Genomic DNA, 24928 nt, shown 5'->3' on the forward strand with positions numbered 1-24928 from the left:
GGGACCAATAGATGCTTAATTGGCTTCTAAAAGATGCTCTTTTGGAGTCTTACTAACGCCCTTTTGAAGTCTTACTAAGCGTCTTTAATAAGGCTGTCTTGTAACATTTTGATTGTCAGATGATTGTGTTTGCGCGAAATAAAGCTTACTTTACGTGTAAAATAGCATATTGGACAATGGACTTTGTAATAAATTTTACAACCTATTGGTAGGGAAATTTTAGTCTACTTTTAGTGTGAAAAGATAAGTTTAATCACTGTAAAAAGTTCTGGTTTTGGGTAGCATGTATGCAATGACAGGTAGATTTATGATTTTGTCAATGATCTACCTGTGTCCCATAATAATCTTTTTGCCCAGCGGAGAACAACCAATGCGCTGACAACAGCAACTGCTGAGTCAATCCAAGTAATGTTCCAAAACATTGCACAGAGGATTCCGATGATGGCACCGATCTCTGTCAAGGCGTCAGAAAGGACATGAAGATAGGCAGCATGGCTGTTATAGTCTGCTGTTCCATGATGACCATGAAGTACTAATGCACTGATAGTATTAGCAACCAAACCTATTCCTGCTGTTGTTAATGCAAGTTCGTAGTTGAGGATTTCTCCATGTGCTGAGAATCGCTCTACTGCTTCTACAATGATAAAGATAGCTGTGAAAACCAGTAATATACCACTTGTGAACGCAGCTAAGTTTAATATCTTTTCTGTATCGTAATGCGTTGTACCCTTACTTTGCAAGTAACGTACTAATACGTAGGCAGCCCAGTTTAGTCCGATAACTAATACGTGTGAACCCATGTGGACGCCATCTGCAAAGAGTGCCATCGAATGGGAAGATAGTCCCACGATAATCTCTGCAAGCATCACACAGAAGGCGAAGACTACCACAAAGGCAGTACGTTTTTCTTGTGAAGAACGCTTTATATTATTTGACATAGTTTTCTTTTATTTCTAATCAATGACTCAGTTCACCTCTGAATTGAGATTCAACAGCCATTATCTTTAATCCTTAATTGTTTATAATTCCAAAGTGTATGAAAGCATTACGTATTCCGTCCTCATCTACACTTGTTGTAACGTAGTCAGCTACAGCCTTCACTCCTTCATAAGCATTTCCCATTGCTACACCAATACCTGCTGTCTGGAGAATAGTCATGTCGTTTCCTCCATCACCAAAGGCGATACATTCTTCAAGGCTGATGCCAAGATGTTTTGTCATCTGCTTTAATGCGTTTCCTTTGTCAGCTCCCTGCACGGTAATATCGGTGAAACTTGGATGCCAACGTGCCGAAACACAATGTGGCATTGATGAAAAAATATCCTTCTCATATTCTTCACTGAAGAAAGGAGTGAGTTGAAGAACAGGTTGGTTAAGTAATGGTTCTACTGGTCGAGTTATGTCGATATTAGTAACACCCAGACCTTGAACGAAGATTTCATCGAAGATTGGTTTATGATTGTGGAGTGCAACTACATCTCTACCACATACCAAAACGGCATAGTCGCGACGGCTGGCATCCTCAATCATAGCTCGTACCTCATTTTCGGGAATAGGCATCAAAGCTATATCTTCGTCGCCAATGAAGGTGCGAGCACCATTAAAGGTGATATATCCATCAACAAGATGACGGATAGCATCAATGTTGTTGATGATAGCTACAGGACGTCCTGTGGAGATGAATATCTTCACACCTTGTTCTTTTGCTTGCTCGATAGCCTTTATTGTAGATGCTGGAATCTCATGCGTCTGAAAGGATACCAAGGTACCATCTATATCGAAGAATGCTGCTTTAATTGCCATGATGAATCTCTTTTGGAGTACAAAGGTACAAAATTATATTGTAATCAGATAAAATTATAGTTGTGCAGTCTGTCTAAATAAATTAAATACTTCTCCTTAAGGCACATTCTTTATTTTTGTTGTACCTTTGCACCCATGAGTAAAGGTAAGTTACAGAAATTTGCAGAGATGGAGACGTTCAAGAACGTTTTCCAATATCCTTATGGCGTTATCAGTGAGGTTCCGTTTGAAATGAAGGGTCATTGGCGTGAACAGTATTTCCATAATGATAACCCTATTGTGCTCGAATTGGGCTGTGGTAAAGGTGAATATACTGTTGGTTTGGCACGTGTCTACCCAAATATCAACTTTATAGGTGTTGATATCAAGGGTGCTCGTATCTATACAGGTGCTAAACAAGCTTTGGAAGAAGGGTTGGAGAACGTAGCCTTTCTGCGTACAAGTATTGAGATTATCGACCGTTTCTTCAGTGAAGATGAGGTGCAGGAGATATGGCTTACTTTCTCAGATCCACAGATGAAGAATGTGCATAAGCGTTTGACTTCCACCTTCTTCATGAACCGTTATCGTCGTTTCTTGATAGATGGAGGTATTGTTCACCTTAAAACGGATTCAAACTTCCTCTTTACATATACCACCTATATGGTTAATGTGAATCAACTACCAGTTCTGTTCCGTACAGAAGATCTTTATGGTAATGAGTTAGGAGAGGGGAGTGTTGCAGAAACTCAGATGGATGAGAAGACACGTGAAATTCTTGGTATTCATACTTACTATGAAAATCAGTGGATTGAACGTGGATTGAATATTAAATATATGAAGTTCCAGTTGCCAAGAACGGGTGAATTGGTAGAACCAGATATTGAGATAGAACTTGATGACTACCGTTCTTTCAAACGTACGAAGCGTAGTGGATTGACTACGAGTAAGTAGTATATATTGCGTTAGAACATAAAAAAGACACTAACTTCTATTCCTTTTAAAGATATAGGGGTTAGTGTCTTTAATATTTTTATTGGGTTATAATCAAACTTATAACGTATGACCGTCAAGGTAATCTTGAAGCATAGTCTTATAACTATCAGATATTGGAAGGATAGCGTCACCCATAACAACACGGAAACGATCAATACCATCAATCTTCTTCATGTGTACGATGTAGGAGCGATGAATACGCATGAATTCTGGTTTAGGAAGTGACTCCTCAATCTTTTTCATGTTCATCAGACTCATAATTGGCTTATGATCGTTAGCAAGATAAATCTTAACATAGTCCTTCAATCCTTCAATATAGAGGATGTCATCAAACATAATTTTAACCAGTTTGTACTCGCTCTTGACAAAGATGAAACGGTCGTTTGAAGCGTTCTCTGTCTGACGGGTACTTTGGAACCAGTCTAAAGCTCTGTTTGCACCTGCTAAGAAATCATCATAGCTAATAGGTTTCATAAGATAATCAATAGCATTTGCCTTATAACCATCAATAGCATACTGACTGAATGCTGTTGTGAAAATAATCTTAGTTTCCTTAGGTAGAATCTTAGCAAACTCCAATCCGCTAAGTTCAGGCATCTGTATATCTAAGAATATGAGGTCAACCCTATTCTCACGGATGGCTTTTACGCCTTCTACAGCACTATTAAAAACACCAATTAAGTTTAAAAAGAGTGTTTTCTTTGCATAACTTGCAAGCAAGTCTGCTGCTAAAGGTTCGTCGTCAATGATTATACAGTTTAGTGTCATAAATGATGATTTTAGATGAATATGTATTTCTATTACTATCAAATCCCTTTTCCCACTTGTACTTACCTGGATAAGCAAGCTCAAGACGGCGCTCTACTTGTTTAAGGCCTATACCATGACCATTCCTTTCTGCTTCTCCCTTAGGATAGTTACTATTCTGAATGGAGAAAATGATATTCTCATCGTTAGCATCTAACTTTATATGAATAAAGTTCTTTTGCTCTGGGCTAATACCATGTTTAAAGGCGTTCTCCAACAATGAAATAAAAATCATTGGGGCAACATGAATCTTGCAATTAGATGGAATGTTACACTCTCGTTTGATTTCTACATTCTCTGGTATGCGTATCATCATCAAGTCGATATAGTTGTGTAAGAACTCTACCTCTTCCTTCAGGCAGACGTAAGGCTGCTGGTTGTCATAGAGAATATGTCGTAACATCTTTGAAAGGTCGATAATAGCTTTCTGCGCCTTTTCAGTATCGAAAGCTGTAAGCGCATAGATATTATTCATTGTGTTGAGCAAGAAATGTGGGTTAACTTGCTGGCGTAAATTCACCAACTCAGCTTTTGTCATTGCTGTTTCAGCCTCACGCTTTTCCTTCTCAGCCTTTGACCAACGCTGTGCCATCAGTATTGATGTTGCGACACCAGCGCAGATACTTAGGTTAAAGATATTACGCACAATGAAGAATATGTGTGGATAAACATATTTGTCTTCTTTGTTTTCAACAAAGACTTGGTATGGATAAGTCATTAAGTCATGCTCACCTGAGATATAGTACAACCACTCATGCTGTACAATAGATAGGATAAGGATGAGCAGTGTGTTGATTACCCAGAAGTTTTTCTTACGTCCCTTTAACAGCATGGGTGCAAGTACAAAATAATTAGTATATGCAACTGCCATCATTGAAAGGGGAATGATATATATAGACAAGTCGTTTTGCCATGATGTATGTTCATGCGGAGCATACAAAATGGGAATGAGGAAAAGTGGAAGCCAAATGATAATTTGGTTCCAAAAGCTCTTAAATATGTCTATTTGTTTCCTCATTTATTACTTTTGTTTGTCTGTATAATCTATATCTGCAAACAAAGGTAATAAAACTTTTTGTAAAATAAAATGTATTGATTGATTATGTGAGTTTTTTTTACATTAACCAATTATTATGTATATACGAAAGCCATGTAATTAATTTATTTTTGTAATATAACAACCCTAAAAGACACTGAAATAGCTTTGTATACTATGTTTTTAGTGTCGTTTAGGGTTATTTGTTATCTTGACAATAAATGTTTACAATATCTATTTTGTAAAGCTGTTTAAGCGTGCTATATATTTGCCAAGAATGTCAAACTCAAGGTTTACAACAGTACCTACATTAATGTCGGCAAAATTGGTGTTCTCACGTGTGTAAGGAATGATGGCTACTTTAAAGCTATTATCTGTTGGTTCACAAACTGTCAATGAAACACCATTGACCGTAACAGAGCCTTTGTCAACAGTAAAATAGCCACGTTGTGCCATCTCTCGGTTGCATGGATATTCGAAAGTGAAGTATGTGCTACCGTCCGCATCTTCCATATTAACACACTTTGCAGTTTGATCGACGTGACCTTGTACGATGTGACCATCCAATCTGCCGTTCATTATCATTGAACGTTCTATATTGACACGGTCTCCCACTTTGAGCAAGCCTAAGTTTGAGCGTTCAAGGGTTTCTTTCATAGCTGTAACTGTATAGGTGTCGTCTTGGAAGCGAACGACAGTAAGGCACACACCATTGTGTGCAATACTTTGGTCAATCTTCAATTCCTTTGTGAATGAACATTGAAAGGTGAAGTGGATATTCTCCTGTTCATGCTCAATCCCTTTGAGGATTGCCATCTCTTCTACAATGCCTGAGAACATAGCTAATTTTCTTTTATTATCCCCTTTAAGAAAGTCTGGAGGGTTATATAAGTATCGATAAATAATCTTTTATAACTTCACAGGCTACTTATAGGAGGTTAAGTTTTACATAATTACTATATACTTGAATAATTGAAAAAGGTGGGGTACCACTTTGGAACCCCACCTCAATCCCTCTTCTTATACGAAATGGGAATTAGAAAAGTCGTATCGACGATGTGATGAAAAGTCCGAGTATCAATGATAAGAGAGCTCCTCGTCTTTGTAATCCACTGACCTTGCGGCTTAGTCGCTGAAATGCGATTTATGTGGCCCGCCATTAACAAAAGAAGTCATCTCGGGTTTTCTAATTTATTTGATGACTATCCCGATCGAATCGATACGACTAAATCTGTATCCTTTCTGTCTGCAAAGTTAGTATAAAGATTTTTATCCTCCAAACATTTTATACTTAAAAGTATTTACTTATAGAGGTGAATCCCTTTGTTCTTTGTGTAGAAAGGAGCAGAAATGATAATATTCTTTTGTGTATAACTTTAATAGTTTATTGGTTTTATAACCTTCTTTTGACAACAATTTGCTCTCGTCTTGACCATATATTAGAAGGCGTTAAATCCTCCGCACAATTGGTGCTAAGCCTCCGCACCACACGTGCTAAGTATCAGCACGTTGATTAAATGAGGGAAGAAAGGCTCATTATTGTCATTTTAAAGAATGATACTAATATCCCTATTTTTTAGAGGAGTGCATCTTGTAGAATTTCACTCAATGTTGGATGGATGTGAATGATATCTCGTATCTTATCCATCTTAGCATCATAATTCATTAAAGTTGCAACTTCTTGAATAAGGTCAGCAGAATGAGCGCCATAGCAGTGTGCGCCCAATATAGAGCCATCTTCAGCTATCAGCACCTTTATCATACCTTCCGTTTCTTCCATACTTAGAGCCTTACCATTGGCACGATAGAAACCTTTTCGAGTAGAGTACTTGATTTCCTCAGCTTTACACTGGTCTTCAGTCTTACCCACGCAAGCAGCTTCTGGATATGTAAAGATGGCAGATGGCATAATATCAAGACGGATGTTGTCGTTCTTTCCTAGAATATGATTGACAGCACGGAAGCCTTGGAAAGTTGCAGCATGAGCTAACATTTGGCGTGCATTGACATCACCGATAGCATATACTCCCTTAACATTGGTTTCCATATTGTCATTGACAACAATCCCCTTTGTGTTTACTTCTATGCCAGTTGATTCTATACCGATGTTGTCGAAGTTAGCTTGTCTACCAGTAGCAATCAATACAAGGTCGGTATCAATTCTATCTTCTTTGCCCTTTTTGTCGAATACAACTGTTGTGTGGTCTTGTCCACTTTCTGCAGGTGATAGGATTTGTTTTACGGCACTCTGCATATAGAAGGTCACACCTCTTTTCTCTAATGTTTTCCTTAATCGTTTAGCTATATCGCTGTCAATAGGAGGGAGACATTCCTTCATAAACTCTATGACGGTCACTTCACTACCAAAAGCAGAGAAAGCTGAGGCAAATTCCATTCCGATAACTCCAGCACCAATGATTGTAAGGCGTTGAGGAACCTTCGCAATAGAAAGTAATTCTGTGGATGTAACAATGTTCTGCGCTGTTTCAGACTGATTTAAGAAATCTTCCTCGCTCATGAAAGGAGGCATCTTTGAACGTGAGCCAGTGGCAATGATAATATGATCGGCTTCTATCTGTTCGCCATTCACTTCAATAATATGGTCAGAAACAAAGCGAGCCTCACCTACAATAAAGTCTATGCCTGGCTGACTAAGTAAAGTGCTTACACCCTCTCTAAGTTGATTGATGACCCCTTCCTTTCTTTCCATTACCTTTGTAAAATCGAGTGGGGGAGTCGTGTCGTAAAGAGAGGAAGTCGTAAGGCGTAGCTCTGCGTCATGCGCAAGACACTTTGTTGGTATACAGCCTGCATTCAGACAGGTTCCACCGGGTTGTGCTTTCTCAATAATTGTAACTTCCAAACCATTCTGAGCAGCATAGGAAGCGGTTCGGTAACCACCAGGTCCCGAACCGATTATTAATAGATTTGTTTTTTTCATATTCAAACTCTATAGAGTTATTGTTTTTAAAGTATAGGATTGCTATACTTCTTCTTGTACGTCGTTGATAAGCTGACGGTAAGTAAGAATTGGATGCTTGGCTGCAAGTACGTCATCTACACGTCCAATAGGGGTGTCGTATGGTGCTCCCTTTACAAGTTCAGGATTCTCACGAGCCTCTTTGGCAATGGTATGCATAACCTCGATAAAGCCATCAATAGTGTCCTTACTCTCTGTTTCTGTAGGTTCAATCATCATTGCCTCGTGGAACAGAAGTGGGAAATATATTGTTGGAGCATGATAACCATAATCGAGTAAGCGTTTTGCAACATCCATCGTTGTAACACCTGTACTCTTATCCTTCAGACCATCGAATACAAACTCATGCTTACAAAGGCTGTCAATAGGAAGTTCGTAATCATTCTTCAGACATTCCTTGATATAGTTTGCATTTAGAGTAGCAAATGGTCCAACCTCATTAAGATGCTTTTTACCAAGTGTTAGGATGTATGTATAGGCACGAAGGATAACGAGGAAGTTACCAAGATAACCACTGATACGGATATTAGAAGATGAGAACTCTCCTGTGGTATCTGGATTATCAATCACAAAGCCATCCTCAGTCTTTCTTACATGAGGCTTCGGTAGGAATGGTATCAGTTTCTCGCAAACACCAACAGGACCAGCACCAGGACCACCTCCACCATGTGGGGTTGAGAATGTCTTGTGAAGGTTGAGGTGAATAACATCAAAGCCCATATCTCCAGGGCGTGCTGCACCTAACAATGGATTTAGGTTTGCACCATCATAATATAGCAGACCACCACAATCATGTATTAGTTTTGCTATCTCTGGAATATCTTTCTCAAAGAGTCCTAAGGTATTAGGATTTGTCATCATCATACCCGCGATGTCGTCACCTAAGAGAGGTTTTAAGTCGTTGACATCAACAAGTCCTTCAGCTGTACTCTTTACTTCTACAATCTCCAGGCCACATACTGCAGCAGAAGCTGGGTTCGTGCCATGAGCTGAGTCAGGTACAATAACCTTTGTTCGCTTCATATCACCACGCTGATGATGATAAGATGCAATCAGCATCAATCCTGTTAGCTCACCATGAGCACCAGCGTATGGGTTAAGCGTAACTTCCGCCATACCCGTAATTGAAACAAGAGCGCGTTGGATGTTGTATTCTACTTCCAATGCACCTTGTACTGTTTCAATAGGCTGATGAGGGTGAAGGGCTGTAAAAGAAGGCATTGAGGCTATCTCCTCATTGATGACAGGATTGTACTTCATCGTACAAGACCCCAAAGGGTAAAAGCCATTGTCAACACCAAAGTTGTTTTCACTATGGTTAGTATAATGACGTACAACCGTCAATTCATCACATTCAGGTAGCTCTGCATCTTTCTCTCGTTTGCAGAAGTCGGGTAGAGGATGATGTCCAAAACGATTCTCAGGGAGGCTATAAGCACGTCTTCCTGGATGTGATAACTCAAATATCAGATTGCCATATAGTTTATTATTCATTGTTGCTTAGATTTTAAAAACGTTGTGTGACTATAATAAACCGACGAGTGTATCAATCTCCTCTTTTGTTCGTTTCTCAGTAACGGCAATAAGGAGTTTGTCATCATCAACCTTAATTCCTGGAAGAATGCCCTGTTTGATAGCCTTATCGAAGAAGGTGTCTCGGTCTTCTAACTGAATAAGGAACTCGTTAAAGAAAGGCTTATCGTAAGTAAGTTTAACTTTGCCTGTACCAATAAGTTGTTCGCAAAGATAATGTGCGCCATCATAACCTATTTGTGCAGCTTCCTTTACACCTTCTTTTCCCATAATACTCATGTAGATCGTAGCGTAAAGTGCCATCAAACTCTGGTTAGAGCAGATGTTCGATGTTGCCTTTTGGCGGCGGATATGTTGCTCACGTGCTTGGAGGGTCAAGGCGAATACACGTTGTCCACGACTGTCAAGTGTCTTGCCAACGATACGTCCCGGAAGTTTACGCATAAGCTTTTCTGTTGAACACATGTATCCTGCGTAAGGTCCACCAAATGCCATTGGAAGTCCAAGACTCTGAATATCACCTACGGCAATGTCTGCTCCCCATTCTCCCGGTGTCTTTAACAATGCAAGGTCGGCAGCAACACTATTAATAACAAACAATGCTTTGTTATCATGACAAGTATCTGCAAAGCCTGTAAAGTCTTCTATAATTCCGTGACAATTAGGTTGTTGTACGATAACGCCAGCCACACCACCTGCGTTCATTTGGTTCTTTAAGTCGTCATGTGATGTTACACCATCTACCGCCTTAATAGCTTTGAGTTTGATACCATGGAAGTGTGCGTAAGTCTTCAGTACACCAACGATATTCTTACACAATGTTTCAGAGTATAATACAGTGTCAGCCTTCTTGGCATTGTCGAAAGCTACCATCATTGCTTCAGCTGTCGCTGTCGTGCCTTCATACATAGAGGCATTGGCAATGTCCATACCTGTAAGTTCTGCCATCATACTTTGGAACTCAAAGATATAATGGAGTGTACCTTGTGAAATTTCAGCTTGATAGGGGGTATATGATGTAAGAAACTCTGAACGACTGATAAGATGTTGAATAGCACTTGGTGTGTAGTGATCATACACACCACCGCCAGCGAAGCAAGTGAGCATATTATTCTTTTGGCCAAGCTTCTCAAAGAAAGCGCGTATTTCTAACTCGCTCATTGCTTCAGGAATGTCATAATCTCCCTTAAAACGGATGCTTTCCGGTACTTCTGCATAAAGTTCATCAAGATTCTTTATGCCAATACGCTCAAGCATCTGTTGAATATCCTCATTAGTATGAGGTAAAAACTTATGAATCATTTGTTTAGGATTGATTAGGTTAGTAGTAGGCTATAAGTACACACAAGCGTTTATAAGCGATGATAGGCTTTCTATCATCGCCTATTAGCACTTATAAACGCCTACATATATTGTTTCGTAGAACTTTATTCAGCACAGAACTCCTCGTAAGCCTTAGCGTCCATAAGATTCTTTAGCTCTGCGGTATCTGTAAGTTCAACTTTAATAATCCAGTTTTCGTAAGCATCTTTGTTAAGCAAGTCAGGCTCATCCTCTAATGCCTCATTTACTTCAATCACCTTACCTGATACAGGAGCCTTGAGATCAGAAGCTGCCTTAACACTCTCAATAGCACCGAAATCTTCGTCTATCTCAATGTCATCATCAACTTCTGGCATGTCAACATAAACAATGTTACCCAAAGCGTGCTGTGCATAATCGGTAATACCGATATAGCCAAACGCACCTACTACTTTCACGAATTCATGTGACTCTGAATAGTAGAGTCCTTCAATTACTTTTGCCATAATATTATTTTTGATTGTTTATTAGCTTTATAGATTTTGTGTAAATCTTATTTCTTATAATGATTCTCGTAGAACTTCTTCTTAACTACGGTTCCAGGGAAAGTCTTCTTGCGGATTTGGATTTCAAGTCTGTCGCCCATCTGAATAGAAGCGTCTACCAATGCTACAGCACAACTCTTCTCTACTGAGATGAGGCGGTAGCCAGTGGTGACTTCACCAACTTCTACACCGTCTTTTAAAACCTTGTATCCATGACGTGGAATAGCGTTGTCATCCAACTCAATACCACGGAGACGCTGGCTGACTCCTTCTGTCTTTTGTTTTAGGAGAGCTTCCTTACCGATAAACTCTTCTTTGTCAAACTTCACGAACATTGATAATCCAGCCATAACAGGGGTTATCTTGTCAGAAAGTTCATTGCCATAGAGTGGCATGCCCACTTCAAAACGCAAAGTGTCACGGCAGCCCAATCCACATGGTTTGACTCCTGCTTCTATCAGTTTATCCCACACCTTAACGATATACTCAGGTGTACCATAAACTTCAAAGCCATCTTCGCCCGTGTAACCTGTACGAGAAACGATAACTTCAACACCATCTTGCTGCAAACGTTTTACCTCATAGAACTTTAATTCTTTACAAGCAAGACCGAGTACATCTTCTAACATGCTTTCTGCCTTTGGACCTTGAATTGCCAACTGTCCGTATGCTTCGCTCTTGTTCTCAATAACAACATCGAAGCCTTCTGCATTCTGTTTAATCCATGCTACGTCCTTATCAATGTTTGAAGCATTGATAGTCATAAGGTATAGACGGTCGTCAAGCTTACAGATACATGTGTCGTCTACAACCCCACCATCAGGATAGCAAATCATACCATAGAGCACCTTGCCTGCAGCAAGTCCGTTTACGTCATTTGTAAAGATATGATTAATGAATCTATCAGCCTCAGGGCCAGATACAATTACTTCTCCCATGTGAGAAACATCAAATACTCCACAATGTTCTCTTACCGCATTGTGTTCATCGATAATCCCAGTATATTGGATGGGCATATCAAATCCTGCAAAAGGGGTGATAAGTGCGCCTAATGCAACGTGTCGGTCATATAGGCAAGTTCTTTGATTTGTCATATTGTTTAGGTTTATAAGTTTGGTTCTTCGTTTGGTAGCCTGTAAGTATATGTTTAGGTAGACCTAAAAATTAAGTCGATTGCAAATATAGAGAAAAGCAATGAAGAGACAAAATAAAAATATAGAATTTTGATGTTAATAAAGTTAAAGTATGAAAAAGCTAAGTTATATATAGTGTGTGTTAAGTTGATTTCGATATTTATTCGTACATTTGCAATTCTCAGAATAAAAGATGTATCAGTTTAATGAAGAATTTACAACAAATAATTTATCTATTAGCTTGCATATTGGTTTTGGCTGTGGCCGCAGTACAACGTGATGGAAAGCTATTGGGTAACTATGTGTTGAGTAAGGATAAGCAAGTAACAAAGAATAAGATAGATACTCTTCGTACATTGGATGATGGTACTGTCGTTCTCAATACAACTTATTTAGCAAAGGACGTAAAAGGCTTTGCTGGTGTTGTTCCATTAGAGATTTACTTGAAGAAAGGAAAAGTACAGCAAGTGAAGGCATTACATAATTCAGAGACTCCAGAATTTATGCATGAAGCCAGCGAGTTGTTAGATCGGTGGAATGGTAAAACTACTGAACAAGCGTTAGCTATGAGGATAGATGGTGTGACAGGTGCAACTTACACGTCAAATGCTATTATCGGTAATATGAAAGCTGGTTTGCAGTATGCTGCTAAGAATGTGAAAGAGACCTCATTCTTTGATAAACTTGACTTACGTGCGAAGACGATAATTGGATTATTCGTTGTGCTCATGGCAGCTATTATTCCTTTGTTTGTTAAGAACAAGCGATATCGTGTTTTTCAACTCTTGTTGAACTTTGTTGTTTTAGGACTATGGGGCGGTACATTTATTTCCTGGTCTGTTCTTGTTGGTTTAATGTCAGGAGGTATCAATGTTTGGATATCACTGATTCCTATCGTTATGCTGATAACAGCTTTTGTTTACCCTCTCTTTGGCAAGAAGAATTACTATTGTACTCACGTCTGTCCGTTAGGTTCTGTACAAGAGTTAGCAGGTATGGCAAATCATAATAAGTGGAAGATGAGTAAGCAGACGACAGAATATCTTGATCATTTCCGTAAGGTTTTGTTTTGGGTATTGATGCTCTTAATGCTTGCAGGCGTTTGGTCACAGTGGATGGATTATGAACTATTTGTTGCTTTTGTCTTTAATTCAGCAGTTTGGGTAATCATTTTGATAGCTGTAGTCTTTATTTTGTTATCGTTTTTTGTCCCACGTCCTTATTGTCGCTTTGTTTGTCCGATGGGAAGTTTGTTAAAGTTGCCTACAACTAAGGTAACGAAGTGGGTATAAATGATGATAATATAAAATACCCTCATCTATCTGGAAAGATAGGTAAGGGTATTTGGATAGTGCTGAATTTTATTTACATTGTTTCTTGATAAATCCCTTAATAAAGCGAGAAAGCGTACTACTTCGTTCGCTTTTGTAACTCTCTTTCTATGAGTTGGTTATAAATGTATGTTTGGAAAGGTGCTTACTAAGGCTTCAAAAGGGCGTTAGTTAGACTTCAAAAGGGCGTCTCTTGCAAGCCAATTGAGCATCTTTTAGAAGCTAAAAGAGCATGTGTTTAAAAACAAGTCGTGAAAAATTATGACAAAAAGAGCTGTGCTTATCCTTTGTCAAATGAAGAGGGAGTTGGTCGTGTGATATCCCTATAAAATATAAGGAAGAAAGATACAGTTAATCCTTCTTCCTTATATTCCTTCACCTTTTAAAAGGCTTTTATCTTTGTTCTTCTCCTTCCCAGAACTCCCAACTTGCGAAAGCCTGCAGCAGAAGCATTTCAAGACCATTCTTTACAATAGCTCCATGCTCGCGACCCTTTGCCATAAATAAGGTTTCATCAGGGTTATAAAGCAAGTCATAAAGTAAAGTATGACTATCCATAGCTTCGTATGGGAGTGGGGGACATACCTCAGTGTTTGGGTACATACCGAGTTGGGGTACAGTTGATGATAACATTATACTCACGGATAATCTCGGGAGTTATCTCTTCATAGGTTAAGAAGTCAGCTCGTTTGGTACGTGATACAAACTTGGTTTCCAGTCCGAGCGACTTTAAACCATAGTTGACAGCCTTTGATGCGCCACCCGTACCGAGAATGAGAGCTTTTTTATGGTGACGTTCAAGTAAAGGTTCAATACTACGTGTGAAGCCAATCACATCACTATTGAAGCCTTTAAGTATGGTTTTATTACCCTTATGGGTGACACGAATAACATTTACAGCACCAATAGCTTTAGCTTCTGGACTAAGACTATCAAGGTAAGGAATTACTTGCTCCTTATAAGGAATGGTCACATTCAATCCACGCAGTTGGGGATTGGAGTCAATAACCTCTTTGAAATCCTCTATTGATGGAATTTCAAAGTTGATGTATTGAGCATTGATCTGTTCATTTTCGAATTTCTCATTGAAATAGCCAATAGAGAATGAATGCCCTAATGGGTAGCCAATTAGTCCATACTTGTCCATATCTTTACCTTGTTCTATAAATTATTTTTGTTCATCCGATGTTTCGAATGATATTCCGCAATAAACGAATTTCCTGTCACTTCTGTCATTCTAATCAGTTGCTTAACAATCTATTTTACAGTAGTTTAAAGTGAAATGTTAAATGTGACAGGAAAATGAAATCAAAACTATATTGATAATATATCTAATAATCTCTCCTTATTTTAGTAGGACTGTATAAGTCTATATCTCAGAAGAGTCTTATTTTTCAGCGAAATACATCGTACAGATACCGAAAGTCAATCGGCGGAAAGAGCTTTTCGCAAAGCCAGCCTTTTGGAATATCTCCATCATCTTTTCGCCTTGTGGGAACGCCTCAATGGTCTTGTTAAGGTATTCGTATGCACTTTTATCCTTTGAGATAAATTTAGCGTAATTGAGTAGGAATGTGTTAGAATAGATGCGGAAAAGTTGCTTCATAGGGAATTTGACAGGTGTTGTCAGCTCTACAATGCTTAGATGTCCGCCTTTTTTCAGTACTCGACAAATCTCGGTAAGTCCTTTGTCGAGGTTCTGGAAGTTACGAATACCGAATGCTGCTGTCACAGCATCAAACGTATTGTCAGGAAAAGAAAGGTTGAGACAATCTTCTTTCTGGAAGGAAATGACATCACTCAGTCCTGCAGCCTTCACCTTCTCACGACCGATAGCCATCATTCCTTCAGAAATATCTGCACCGATAAGATGTTCTGGCTTCAGTTCATTAGCTGCAAGAATGGCAAAGTCGCCAGTTCCTGTAGCAATGTCAAGCATCAGCTTTGGACGGAAGGGCAGCAACTGATGGATAGCCTTCTTACGCCATCCTTTATCAATGTTTCCAGAAAGACGATGATTTAGTGTGTCGTAAGTTGGTGCGATATTGTCAAACATCTCTGCTATGAGTTTGCCTTTCTCGCCATCACCATCATAAGGTTTAATCTTTTCCTGCTCGTACATAATTCTTTTAATTCATAATTCATAATTCTAAATTCATAATTATGATTACTATTCTTTGATATGCTATAGGGGCATATTAAAGATTAATCACTGAATAGTTCTAATCAAAATTAAGAACTTAGAATTATGAATTTGTATTTATCATTTTATTTTCTTGAAGCCAGATACTGCTTTACATTCTTCTCAATGCGTGCAGCAATATCACCGTCTTCAACAGCCTTATCAAACTTCTCGCCTGTGATATGCTCGTAAAGTTCGATATAGCGGTCGCTAACGCTTTCTGCATATTCTTCTGTAATCTCAGGCATTGTCTGTCCTGGCTCATTCATAAAGTTGTGCTCAATAAGCCACTGACGAACAAACTCTTTCGAAAGTTGCTTCTGTGGCTCACCCTTCTCAAGTTTCTCCTCGTAACCTTCTGCATAGAAGTAGCGGCTTGAGTCTGGTGTGTGAATCTCATCAATGAGGTAGCACTGCCCATCACGCTTACCGAATTCATATTTTGTATCAACGAGAATTAAGCCCTGCTTTGCAGCAATCTCCTGACCACGTGCAAAGAGTTTGCGAGTCCAGTCTTCGATGATTGCATAGTCTTCTGCAGAAACAATACCCTGCTCGATAATCTCTTCCTTAGAGATATTCATATCGTGACCCTCGTCAGCCTTGGTAGTTGGAGTAACGATTGGCTCTGGGAAACGCTCGTTCTCACGCATACCATCAGGAAGCTTCACACCACAAATCTCACGACATCCGTCTTTATAAGCACGCCATGCAGAACCAGTAAGGATTGAACGAATAATCATTTCAACACGAAAGCCTTCACACTTTAGACCAACAGTAACCATTGGATCAGGAGTAGCTAACTTCCAGTTAGGACAGATATCTGTTGTCAGGTCAAGGAACTTGGCTGCAATCTGGTTCAAAACTTGTCCTTTGAACGGTATTCCCTTTGGCAGTACGACGTCGAATGCTGAGATTCGGTCGGTAGCTACCATGACGATAAGATCGTCATTGATGTCATACACATCACGTACTTTGCCGTGATACACACTCTTCTGTCCATCGAAATGGAATTCAGTCTTTGTTAATGCTTTCATTGTTTTTATGTTTATAGAGTCCTATCTCTTGTTAGCCTTATCGTGTGCTTCGTATGCGTTCACGATACGCGTAACCAATTTGTGTCTTACAATGTCTTTTTTGTCAAGATGGATGACCGATATATCATCCACGCCGCTTAGAATAGAAAGAGCTTCTTTTAATCCACTCTTTTCAGCATGTGGGAGGTCTATCTGTGTAAGGTCACCCGTAATTACCATCTTTGTGTTCCAGCCCATACGCGTTAAGAACATACGGATTTGTGCTGGTGTCGTATTCTGTGCTTCATCGAGGATTACTACTGCATCACTCAGAGTTCGTCCTCGCATGAATGCCAATGGAGCAATCTGAATGATATGCTTATCCATCATGTCTTGTAGCTTGACAGCAGGAATCATGTCCTCTAAAGCATCATAAAGAGGTTGCAGATAGGGGTCAATCTTATCCTTCATGTCACCCGGAAGGAAACCAAGTTTCTCTCCCGCTTCTACAGCTGGACGTGAAAGGATAATCTTCTTTGCGGCCTTCTCTTTGAGAGCCTTTACTGCCAAGGCAATACTTAGGTAAGTCTTACCTGTTCCAGCTGGTCCAACTGCAAATATCATATCATTTTTCTCGAAGGCATCAATCAGTTGCTGCTGATGCTCCGAACGACCTTTGATTGGTCTGCCTGATACAGAATAAACAAGGACGTCCTTTACCGCATCAGCTTTGGTCTTACGACCTTTCACGATATCAAGGATGTCCTCTTCTGTAATGGTGTTATACCGCTCCACATGCTTACGCATGGTTTCAATGTCTTCTTCAATCTTTACCATCTCCTCTTCATCACCTAAGATGCGGATAACGTTGTCTCTTGCAACAATCCTCAGCTTAGGGAAGAGCGACTTTATCATCTGAAGGTGGACATTGCCAACCCCATAGAAGACCACTGGGTCTATATCTTCAAGAACTATATGCTTTTCTATCAATTTCTTCTACTTTATATTTGTTCGCAAAGTTACTATAAAATAATGATACTTACAAATTATTCTTAATTCATAATTCGCAATCAGCAAAAACTTATTACCTTTGTATCAATGAAACAAAAAAAGAAGATAACAAAGAATCGATTTTTATTGGGCTTCATTGCTATAACTTTTCTTTTAGCCATCATAAGGTTACTATTTCCGTCTATTGCACATGATAGGATGAAAGTATTATCTAATGTTGATGGTAATAGTATTCGTGCCATGGAAAAAGTTGATTCTGCTAAGATTAAAGCTCAATCAACTCCAAGTAATATTAAGATGTCTCATTTCTTTAAATCAGATGGTTCACAGAAAAAAAATAGAATCATTGGTGTAAGAGATTATGAGGAGAGCTTTCCGGACTCACAGCCACAACAGCTTGAGGCTGCCTTGCGCTATGGTGTAAAGGCTGTTGTTGATCGTACTGATGCTGAGAAACGTAAGAATGAGTTGGTATATGTTGGTAGTAGCCCATATTATAATATGAAGAAGCTGAATAGTAGCATACCATACCTTGTTCCACGTGCTGCTATCTTGCTTCAGGATATTGCTCGTAACTTTATGGATAGCTTGCAGACAAAGGGAGTGCCTATTAATAAAATCTTAGTATCAAGCGTATTGAGAACAAAGGAAGATGTTGAAAAACTTCGTCGGTACAATCATAATGCAACAGAAAATAGCTGTCACCTCTATGGTACAACCTTTGATATAGCTTATAACAAGTATGCTTCGGTTACTCGCTCTGTGTCAAACGATACACTTAAATGGGTGTTAAGTGAGGTACTGAACGACTTACGTTCGCAAGGACGATGCCTCATTAAGCATGAAAAACGTCAAGGCTGTTTTCATATTACAGTAAGATGATTTAGCTTTGACGGCTATCATGCTTTGAAACGAATTGTAGATAAGCCGTATTGATATTAAGAAATAATCGTTGTAGCTTTAATATAATCATCAGATTATTTGGCTATTAGAAAAAAAAGAAGTAATTTTGCAGTCGCTGTCACGAGATGGCAGCATTAAATTCAAACCTTTAAAATATTTATTAAAGAATTATGGCAACAAAAATCAGATTGCAGCGCGGTGGTCGTAAGAACTATGCTTTCTACAGCATCGTAATCGCTGACGCTCGTGCACCACGTGATGGTAAGTTTACTGAGAAGATTGGTACTTATAACCCTAATACCAATCCAGCCACAGTAGATTTGAATTTTGATCGTGCTCTTTACTGGGTTGAGACTGGTGCTCAGCCAACAGACACTGCTCGTAACATCCTTAAGGGTGAGGGCGTTTACTTGATGAAGCACCTCCGTGGTGGTGTTAAGAAGGGCGCATTCGATGAGGCTGCATGTCAGCAGAAGTTTGACGCTTGGAAGCAGGCTAAGGATGCAGCTACAGAGGCTGTAGAGAAGAAGGTAACCGATGCGAAGAAGGCTGCTGCTGCTCAGAACCTTGAGGCTGAGAAGAAGGTTAAAGAGGCTATTGCTAAGAAGGTTGCAGACAAGAAGGCTGCTACCGTTGCAGCACAGGCTGAGGTAGCTCAGGCTGCTGAGGATACAACTTCTGAGGCTCCTGCAGAGGAGACTCCAGCAGAGGCATAACCCTCGCTCACAATTAAAGCATAAGTCCATAGACTCTTTAAGAGTTTATGGACTTTTTGTTTGTGATAGATTCAAAATGTGTTACATTATGGTAAGCTTTCCCATATAAGTAAGTCATTATAGCCTTACTATCTTAATAAAGGCAATAATGTTTGAATTTTTCACATATCGATTTTGTAATTACCCCAAAATAGCTTGCATATAACGCTCAATAGGCTTGCAAAAGATGTCTTTTAGAGGTCTTATTAACGCCCTTTTGAAGTCCAATTAAGGACCTTTTCTTGTATGATTTCATAACTAATTGATTTAATGTAGGTTGTAAGCTTGCTTTTTACACATGTTTTCCCATTTTATTTTTAGTTTTTACAAGAATTTATGTAATGATATTTCAGCATCTTATCTGCCAACTTTCAATGTGTTAAAATGAAAAGGTTCTCTGTGTTAGAGGATGAATAAATAGACAGTCTTAGCTATCTTTTTGTTTAATGAATACCTTTGGTTCTTCCATTAAAACTATACAAACAGTGCTACGCATTTAATGGAAGAGCCCTTTCAATCTACCTATACATACTCTTCTCCTTGTAAGAAGGCGCGTTTTACAATAGGTGTTGTATAAGCGTATGGGATAAATTCAATAGATGGAATTTTATCTGTAATGAAGAAGTTGGCAACTTTTCCACGTGTGATGGAACCATACTCTTTACTTAATCCCATTGCACATGCTCCATTCAAGGTTGCTGCATTGATAGCTTCGGCTGGCATTAAGCGCATCTTGATACAACCAAGCGAAACGATAAACTTCATATCTCCTGATGGGGTAGAACCTGGGTTGTAGTCACTTGCAAGCGTAAGTGGCAGTCCTTTGTCTATCATCTTTCGTCCTAAGGCAAAAGGTAAGTTGAGGAAGAAGGAGGTTCCTGGAAGTGCAGTCGGCATGGTTTCGCTGTTTTTTAGAATCTCTATCTCTTCTTCAGTCATACTCTCTAAGTGGTCAACTGATAGTGCGTTATGCTCTACACCAACCTCAACACCACCAGATGATTCCAATTCGTCAGCATGAATCTTTGGTCGCATACCATATTCTGCACCAGCTTTAAGAATGCGCGCAGTCTCTTCTGGTGTGAAGAATCCTGTATCACAGAAGACATCAATGAACTCAGCCAATTTCTCTGTACCCACAGCTGGTATCATTTCGTTGATAATCAAATCAACGTATGCATCTTGTCTGCCTTTATATTCACGTGGAACAGCATGGGCACCGAGGAATGTTGCTACGACTTTCAGGCGTGTTGTCTCTTTGACACGACGGATAACACGAAGCATTTTCAATTCGTCTTCCGTATTCAGTCCATAACCGCTCTTTATCTCCACACAGCCAGTTCCTTTCCTAATAATCTCATCAACACGCTTCATAGCTTGCTGATAGAGTTCGTCTTCACTCATTTCATGAAGACGATCTGCAGAGTTGAGGATGCCACCCCCACGCTTTGCAATTTCCGCATAGCTGAGTCCACGAATCTTGTCAACAAACTCTTGCTCTCGGCTACCGGCAAAGACAATGTGTGTATGAGAGTCACACCATGAAGGAAGAATAGTTCCTCCTTCTGCATCAACAATCTCCTCGTTTCCAGAAGTTGGTGGACAATCACTCATCTTACCATAATCAGCAAAGCGTCCATCTTCTATTATAAGGTAAGCATCTGGCAGTGTGTTTAGTATTGCCATCTCTTTACCTTTGAGACATAGCTTGCCATCGTGGCCTATACCAGCAAGTAAACCGATGTTTTTTATTATTAGTCTTTTCATTTCAAGTCTTTTCCCTAATCGATGAAAGTATGAAAATAATAGATATTAAATAGAAAGAGGTTGCACCAGAATTGTTACCAATCTTGATACAACCCCTTTATGACTTACTTATTTACGTAAGAATTCAACTGACTTGGCAATGTGAGGTGCCATAAACTCGTCTGTGTCGATGAAAGGAACGTTCTCACGATAAGCCTTGTGGATAGCTTCAATCGTAGGCGAAGACTTCAGCGGACGACGGAATTCAAGTGCTTGTGCAGCATTGAAGAGTTCGATAGCAAGTACACGCTCTGTGTTTAATACTACTTGATAGAGCTTCGTTGCTGCATTGGCTCCCATACTAACATGGTCTTCTTGTCCTTGTGAAGATGGAATACTGTCGACAGATGCTGGAGTACAATAAGTCTTACTCTGACTAACGATAGATGCTGCTGTGTACTGTGGAATCATAAAACCACTGTTTACACCAGGCTTAGCCACGAGGAAACTTGGTAGGTTACGAGTACCAGACACGAGCTTATAGATACGACGCTCAGAGATGTTACTCAATTCGCATAGTGCAATAGCAAGGAAGTCCATTGGCTGTGCGATAGGTTCTCCGTGGAAGTTGCCTGCCGAGATAACGAGGTCTTCATCAGGACAAACGGTCGGATTATCCGTAGCTGCATTCACTTCAATGTCTACAACAGACTTTACATAGGCAATGGTATCCTTTGATGCACCATGTACCTGTGGCATACAGCGGAATGAATATGGGTCTTGTACGTTGACCTTAGGCTGTTTGATAAGCTCACTACCTTCCAGCAATTCTCTTATTCGTGCTGCAGTGTCAATCTGTCCCTTGTGATGACGAACAGCGTGAACAGCATGTGTGAATGGTTCAATACGTCCATCGTAAGCTTCAAGAGACATTGTACCAATGACATCAGCCCACTCGCTCAATCGTTCACTTTGCAGGAGTGCCCATACAGCAAAGGCATTCATGTTTTGAGTTCCATTGAGTAGAGCAAGACCTTCCTTAGAAACGAGTTCGATAGTGTCCCATTTCATCTTCTTCAAGATGTCTGCACCGGAATAGATTTTTCCTTTGTATTCAACTTCACCCATGCCAATAAGTGGCAAACAAAGGTGAGCCAAAGGGACGAGATCGCCCGATGCGCCCAAAGAGCCTTGTGTGTATACAATAGGATAGATGTCGTTGTTGAAGAAGTCTATCAGTCGTTCAACGGTTTTCAACTGGCAAGCAGAGTAACCGTAGCTGAGTGACTGAATCTTGAGTAGCAACATTATCTTTACAATATCATTAGGAACACGATCACCCACACCACAAGCGTGAGACATTACGAGGTTTTTCTGCAACTGTGATAAGCTATCCTTGTCAATAGATATCTTACAGAGAGAACCGAAACCAGTTGTAACACCATAGATAGGTGTTTCTGATTCTTTAATCTTATTATCGAGATACTCTCTACAACGGATAATGCGTTGACGTGCATCTTCAGAAAGTTCAAGTTTTGTGCCGTTCTTGATTATCTCGCCAATCTGCTCAATAGACAGATGCTCGGCACTAATCTGATGAATTTTGTTCATAGTTTTACGGATTAGTATAATAGATTTAATTGATTAAAAAGCAGTGTTGATAACGTCATCATCAACGAAGTTAGGAAGGGTAACACATAGTCCTGGTGTGCGCTCCATCTCTCTTCGGATGGCGTCAATAGAACCAGTGTTGCGTGCCCAACTACGGCGTGCAATACCATTGTTCACATCCCAAAGGAGCATCTGACGGATATGACGATCTGAGTCCTCGCTACCATCAATCACCATACCGAAGCCACCATTGATGACTTCTCCCCAGCCAACACCGCCACCATTGTGGATGGATACCCATGTTGCTCCACGGAAAGAGTCACCAATAACATTCTGTACAGCCATATCAGCACAGAACTGTGAACCATCATATATGTTAGATGTCTCACGGAAAGGAGAGTCTGTTCCCGATACATCATGGTGGTCACGACCAAGGACGATAGGACGAGAAATTTCTCCCTTACGTATAGCTTCATTGAAAGCTAAGGCAATCTTCGTTCGGCCTTCTGAGTCAGCATAAAGGATGCGAGCCTGTGAACCAACAACCAAATGATTCTTTCCTGCCTCTTTAATCCAATGGATATTGTCATCAAGTTGGCCGATAATATCTGGCGTAGCAGTCTTGCGTATTTCCTCTAATACCTCTGTTGCAATACGGTCGGATGTTTCCAAATCCTTTGGATCACCAGAAGAACAAACCCAACGGAATGGTCCAAAGCCATAATCGAAGAACATTGGTCCCATAATATCTTGTACATAAGATGGATAACGGAACTTACCATCTGTCTTCATGATGTCTGCTCCTGCACGGCTTGACTCTAAGAGGAAAGCATTACCATAATCAAAGAAGTACATACCCTTATCTGTCAGCTTGTTAATAGCAGCAACCTGACGGCGTAAAGACTCCTGAACCTTTTCCTTGAAGAGTTGTGGCTCTTCAGCCATCATACGCTTAGACTCTTCCAATGAAACGCCAACAGGATAATAGCCTCCTGCCCATGGGTTGTGTAGAGAAGTCTGATCACTTCCGAGGTCAACGTGTATGTTCTCTGCTGCCAAACGTTCCCAAAGGTCAACAACATTGCCCACGTAAGCCATAGAAACTGTGCGCTTCTCTTCAACAGCCTTCAATGCTGCAGGAATTAGTTCATCGAGCGAAGTATGTAGTTCGTCAACCCAACCTTGATCATAACGCTTCTGTGCTGCTAATGGGTTAATTTCTGCTGTAATACTTACTACCCCAGCTATGTTACCAGCCTTAGGTTGAGCACCAGACATACCGCCTAAGCCAGAAGTAACGAAGAGCATACCTTTGATACTTGTCTCTCCAGCCTTCAATCGTTTACGGGCTGCATTTAGAACGGTGATAGTTGTGCCATGAACGATACCCTGTGGACCGATATACATATAGGAACCAGCGGTCATCTGTCCATACTGACTTACACCCAAGGCATTATCTCGTTCCCAATCATCAGGCTTAGAATAGTTAGGTATAACCATACCATTCGTTACCACTACACGTGGAGCATTCTTATGAGAAGGGAAGAGCCCGAGCGGATGACCAGAATACATCACCAATGTTTGTTCATCGGTCATCTCACTCAAATACTTCATTACCAGTCGATATTGTGCCCAGTTCTGGAAGACGGCACCATTACCACCGTATGTAATCAGCTCATGAGGATGTTGTGCAACAGCCTTGTCAAGGTTGTTCTGAATCATCATCATGATGGCTGCCGCCTGTTTAGAGTTATGAGGATATTCGTCGATAGGACGCGCATACATCTCATAAGTAGGGCGGAAACGGTACATATAGATACGACCATATTGGCGTAATTCCTCAGCAAACTCTGGTGCTAACGTTGCATGGAACTTCTTAGGGAAGTAACGTAAGGCATTACGTAGCGCAAGTTTCTTCTCTTCTTGTGTGAGAATGTCCTTACGTTTTGGTGCGTGATTGATAGAAGGGTCGTATGCTTGTGGCTCAGGTAGCGTGTCGGCTATACCTGTGCGAATGTCTTTTATAAATTCTTCTTTTGTCATAGTTACTTAGTAGATTTATTTGGGGTTGTAGTTATTTGATTTGCTTTCAAGCGTAAAGTGAAATTGTTAAAGCATATAACTGTTTAGCTATCATTATATATCTATTATCTTAGAGATAGTTTAATCGGGCAAGCAAGGTATGCTTGCCCAATTTATTGACATATAATTAACTTCGTTGTGGGATAGCTACAGTGTTATTTATTTCCTTGTTTATAA

General features: G+C 40.0%; 20 protein-coding genes and 1 pseudogene. 4 read left to right on the forward strand and 17 right to left on the reverse strand.

All coding sequences use genetic code 11. From position 1 onward, the window contains the following. Positions 1–305: 305 nt before the first annotated feature. Both PMEL_RS10980 and PMEL_RS10985 read right to left on the reverse strand, forming a co-directional pair. Positions 306–938, reverse strand: a complete 633-nt coding sequence (locus PMEL_RS10980) for a cation diffusion facilitator family transporter (protein ID WP_120175290.1) — start codon at positions 936–938, stop codon at positions 306–308. Between the two features lie 73 nt (positions 939–1011). Then, a complete protein-coding gene (locus PMEL_RS10985) occupies positions 1012–1803 on the reverse strand; it encodes a Cof-type HAD-IIB family hydrolase (RefSeq protein ID WP_120175291.1) in 792 nt (263 codons plus the stop codon). Positions 1804–1938: 135 nt separating this feature from the next. Here PMEL_RS10985 and trmB point away from each other — a divergent pair, with 135 nt between their 5' ends. Beyond that, on the forward strand, positions 1939–2736 hold the full coding sequence (gene trmB / locus PMEL_RS10990; RefSeq protein ID WP_120175292.1) for a tRNA (guanosine(46)-N7)-methyltransferase TrmB: 798 nt from the start codon (positions 1939–1941) through the stop codon (positions 2734–2736). A 99-nt stretch (positions 2737–2835) separates the two neighbouring features. Here the strand turns inward: trmB and PMEL_RS10995 are convergent, their stop codons facing one another. The 8 genes from PMEL_RS10995 to gcvT form a co-directional block, all read right to left on the reverse strand. Beyond that, a complete protein-coding gene (locus PMEL_RS10995) occupies positions 2836–3546 on the reverse strand; it encodes a LytR/AlgR family response regulator transcription factor (protein ID WP_120175293.1) in 711 nt (236 codons plus the stop codon). Further along, positions 3521–4603: a sensor histidine kinase gene (locus PMEL_RS11000; protein ID WP_120175294.1), complete on the reverse strand. Its 1083-nt coding sequence runs from the start codon at positions 4601–4603 to the stop codon at positions 3521–3523. Before PMEL_RS11000 ends, PMEL_RS10995 begins: the two co-directional genes overlap by 26 nt. 252 nt (positions 4604–4855) lie before the next feature. Then, entirely contained in the window at positions 4856–5461 is a 606-nt protein-coding gene (locus PMEL_RS11005) for a riboflavin synthase (protein ID WP_120175295.1), read from the reverse strand. Between the two features lie 736 nt (positions 5462–6197). After that, positions 6198–7562, reverse strand: coding sequence for a dihydrolipoyl dehydrogenase (lpdA, locus tag PMEL_RS11010; RefSeq protein WP_120175296.1), 1365 nt, complete (start codon positions 7560–7562; stop codon positions 6198–6200). Between the two features lie 42 nt (positions 7563–7604). Then, a complete protein-coding gene (gcvPB, locus tag PMEL_RS11015; RefSeq protein WP_120175297.1) occupies positions 7605–9095 on the reverse strand; it encodes an aminomethyl-transferring glycine dehydrogenase subunit GcvPB in 1491 nt (496 codons plus the stop codon). 30 nt (positions 9096–9125) lie between these two features. Then, positions 9126–10436, reverse strand: coding sequence for an aminomethyl-transferring glycine dehydrogenase subunit GcvPA (gcvPA, locus tag PMEL_RS11020; protein ID WP_120175298.1), 1311 nt, complete (start codon positions 10434–10436; stop codon positions 9126–9128). A 125-nt stretch (positions 10437–10561) separates the two neighbouring features. Beyond that, positions 10562–10942 carry a glycine cleavage system protein GcvH gene (gene gcvH / locus PMEL_RS11025; RefSeq protein ID WP_120175299.1) on the reverse strand — a complete coding sequence of 127 codons (381 nt, stop codon included), beginning with the start codon at positions 10940–10942 and terminating at the stop codon, positions 10562–10564. Between the two features lie 47 nt (positions 10943–10989). After that, positions 10990–12075, reverse strand: coding sequence for a glycine cleavage system aminomethyltransferase GcvT (gene gcvT, locus PMEL_RS11030; protein WP_120175300.1), 1086 nt, complete (start codon positions 12073–12075; stop codon positions 10990–10992). A gap of 245 nt (positions 12076–12320) precedes the next feature. Here gcvT and PMEL_RS11035 point away from each other — a divergent pair, with 245 nt between their 5' ends. Further along, positions 12321–13406 carry a 4Fe-4S binding protein gene (locus PMEL_RS11035; RefSeq protein WP_120175301.1) on the forward strand — a complete coding sequence of 362 codons (1086 nt, stop codon included), beginning with the start codon at positions 12321–12323 and terminating at the stop codon, positions 13404–13406. Positions 13407–13838: 432 nt separating this feature from the next. Here PMEL_RS11035 and PMEL_RS11040 read toward each other — a convergent pair. From PMEL_RS11040 to PMEL_RS11055, 4 genes and pseudogenes are all read right to left on the reverse strand, one after another. After that, positions 13839–14592, reverse strand: a pseudogene (locus tag PMEL_RS11040) (shikimate dehydrogenase family protein). Between the two features lie 240 nt (positions 14593–14832). Then, positions 14833–15567 (reverse strand): bifunctional demethylmenaquinone methyltransferase/2-methoxy-6-polyprenyl-1,4-benzoquinol methylase UbiE, encoded by a 735-nt coding sequence (gene ubiE / locus PMEL_RS11045; protein WP_120175302.1) that lies wholly within the window; start codon positions 15565–15567, stop codon positions 14833–14835. Positions 15568–15713: 146 nt separating this feature from the next. Beyond that, complete coding sequence (locus PMEL_RS11050; protein ID WP_120175303.1) at positions 15714–16664, reverse strand: phosphoribosylaminoimidazolesuccinocarboxamide synthase; 951 nt, start codon at positions 16662–16664, stop codon at positions 15714–15716. A 21-nt stretch (positions 16665–16685) separates the two neighbouring features. Further along, on the reverse strand, positions 16686–17633 hold the full coding sequence (locus PMEL_RS11055) for a PhoH family protein (RefSeq protein ID WP_120175304.1): 948 nt from the start codon (positions 17631–17633) through the stop codon (positions 16686–16688). 108 nt (positions 17634–17741) lie between these two features. Between PMEL_RS11055 and PMEL_RS11060 the strand changes: the two genes are divergently transcribed. Beyond that, positions 17742–18536 carry a DUF5715 family protein gene (locus tag PMEL_RS11060; protein ID WP_120175306.1) on the forward strand — a complete coding sequence of 265 codons (795 nt, stop codon included), beginning with the start codon at positions 17742–17744 and terminating at the stop codon, positions 18534–18536. A gap of 191 nt (positions 18537–18727) precedes the next feature. After that, a complete protein-coding gene (locus tag PMEL_RS11065; protein ID WP_120175307.1) occupies positions 18728–19273 on the forward strand; it encodes a 30S ribosomal protein S16 in 546 nt (181 codons plus the stop codon). A gap of 561 nt (positions 19274–19834) precedes the next feature. Here PMEL_RS11065 and hutI read toward each other — a convergent pair. From hutI to PMEL_RS11080, 3 genes are all read right to left on the reverse strand, one after another. Next, positions 19835–21079, reverse strand: a complete 1245-nt coding sequence (gene hutI / locus PMEL_RS11070) for an imidazolonepropionase (protein ID WP_120175309.1) — start codon at positions 21077–21079, stop codon at positions 19835–19837. Positions 21080–21187: 108 nt separating this feature from the next. Beyond that, positions 21188–22669, reverse strand: coding sequence for a histidine ammonia-lyase (gene hutH / locus PMEL_RS11075; RefSeq protein ID WP_120175310.1), 1482 nt, complete (start codon positions 22667–22669; stop codon positions 21188–21190). A 33-nt stretch (positions 22670–22702) separates the two neighbouring features. Next, positions 22703–24712, reverse strand: coding sequence for a urocanate hydratase (locus PMEL_RS11080; RefSeq protein ID WP_120175312.1), 2010 nt, complete (start codon positions 24710–24712; stop codon positions 22703–22705). Positions 24713–24928 lie beyond the last annotated feature (216 nt).

The sequence above is a fragment of the Prevotella melaninogenica genome, assembly GCF_003609775.1.
Lineage (GTDB): Bacteria > Bacteroidota > Bacteroidia > Bacteroidales > Bacteroidaceae > Prevotella > Prevotella melaninogenica_A.

Coding starts and splice junctions, on each gene's coding strand:
- trmB (WP_120175292.1), top strand. CDS start 1,939: ATGAGTAAAGGTAAGTTACAGAAATTTGCAGAGATGGAGACGTTCAAG.
- PMEL_RS11000 (WP_120175294.1), bottom strand. CDS start 4,603: ATGAGGAAACAAATAGACATATTTAAGAGCTTTTGGAACCAAATTATC.
- ubiE (WP_120175302.1), bottom strand. CDS start 15,567: ATGTACGAGCAGGAAAAGATTAAACCTTATGATGGTGATGGCGAGAAA.
- hutH (WP_120175310.1), bottom strand. CDS start 22,669: ATGAACAAAATTCATCAGATTAGTGCCGAGCATCTGTCTATTGAGCAG.
- PMEL_RS11080 (WP_120175312.1), bottom strand. CDS start 24,712: ATGACAAAAGAAGAATTTATAAAAGACATTCGCACAGGTATAGCCGAC.
- gcvH (WP_120175299.1), bottom strand. CDS start 10,942: ATGGCAAAAGTAATTGAAGGACTCTACTATTCAGAGTCACATGAATTC.
- gcvT (WP_120175300.1), bottom strand. CDS start 12,075: ATGACAAATCAAAGAACTTGCCTATATGACCGACACGTTGCATTAGGC.
- PMEL_RS11005 (WP_120175295.1), bottom strand. CDS start 5,461: ATGTTCTCAGGCATTGTAGAAGAGATGGCAATCCTCAAAGGGATTGAG.
- PMEL_RS11050 (WP_120175303.1), bottom strand. CDS start 16,664: ATGAAAGCATTAACAAAGACTGAATTCCATTTCGATGGACAGAAGAGT.
- PMEL_RS11060 (WP_120175306.1), top strand. CDS start 17,742: ATGAAACAAAAAAAGAAGATAACAAAGAATCGATTTTTATTGGGCTTC.
- gcvPB (WP_120175297.1), bottom strand. CDS start 9,095: ATGAATAATAAACTATATGGCAATCTGATATTTGAGTTATCACATCCA.
- PMEL_RS11035 (WP_120175301.1), top strand. CDS start 12,321: ATGAAGAATTTACAACAAATAATTTATCTATTAGCTTGCATATTGGTT.
- PMEL_RS10980 (WP_120175290.1), bottom strand. CDS start 938: ATGTCAAATAATATAAAGCGTTCTTCACAAGAAAAACGTACTGCCTTT.
- PMEL_RS10985 (WP_120175291.1), bottom strand. CDS start 1,803: ATGGCAATTAAAGCAGCATTCTTCGATATAGATGGTACCTTGGTATCC.
- lpdA (WP_120175296.1), bottom strand. CDS start 7,562: ATGAAAAAAACAAATCTATTAATAATCGGTTCGGGACCTGGTGGTTAC.
- gcvPA (WP_120175298.1), bottom strand. CDS start 10,436: ATGATTCATAAGTTTTTACCTCATACTAATGAGGATATTCAACAGATG.
- PMEL_RS10995 (WP_120175293.1), bottom strand. CDS start 3,546: ATGACACTAAACTGTATAATCATTGACGACGAACCTTTAGCAGCAGAC.
- PMEL_RS11065 (WP_120175307.1), top strand. CDS start 18,728: ATGGCAACAAAAATCAGATTGCAGCGCGGTGGTCGTAAGAACTATGCT.
- hutI (WP_120175309.1), bottom strand. CDS start 21,079: ATGAAAAGACTAATAATAAAAAACATCGGTTTACTTGCTGGTATAGGC.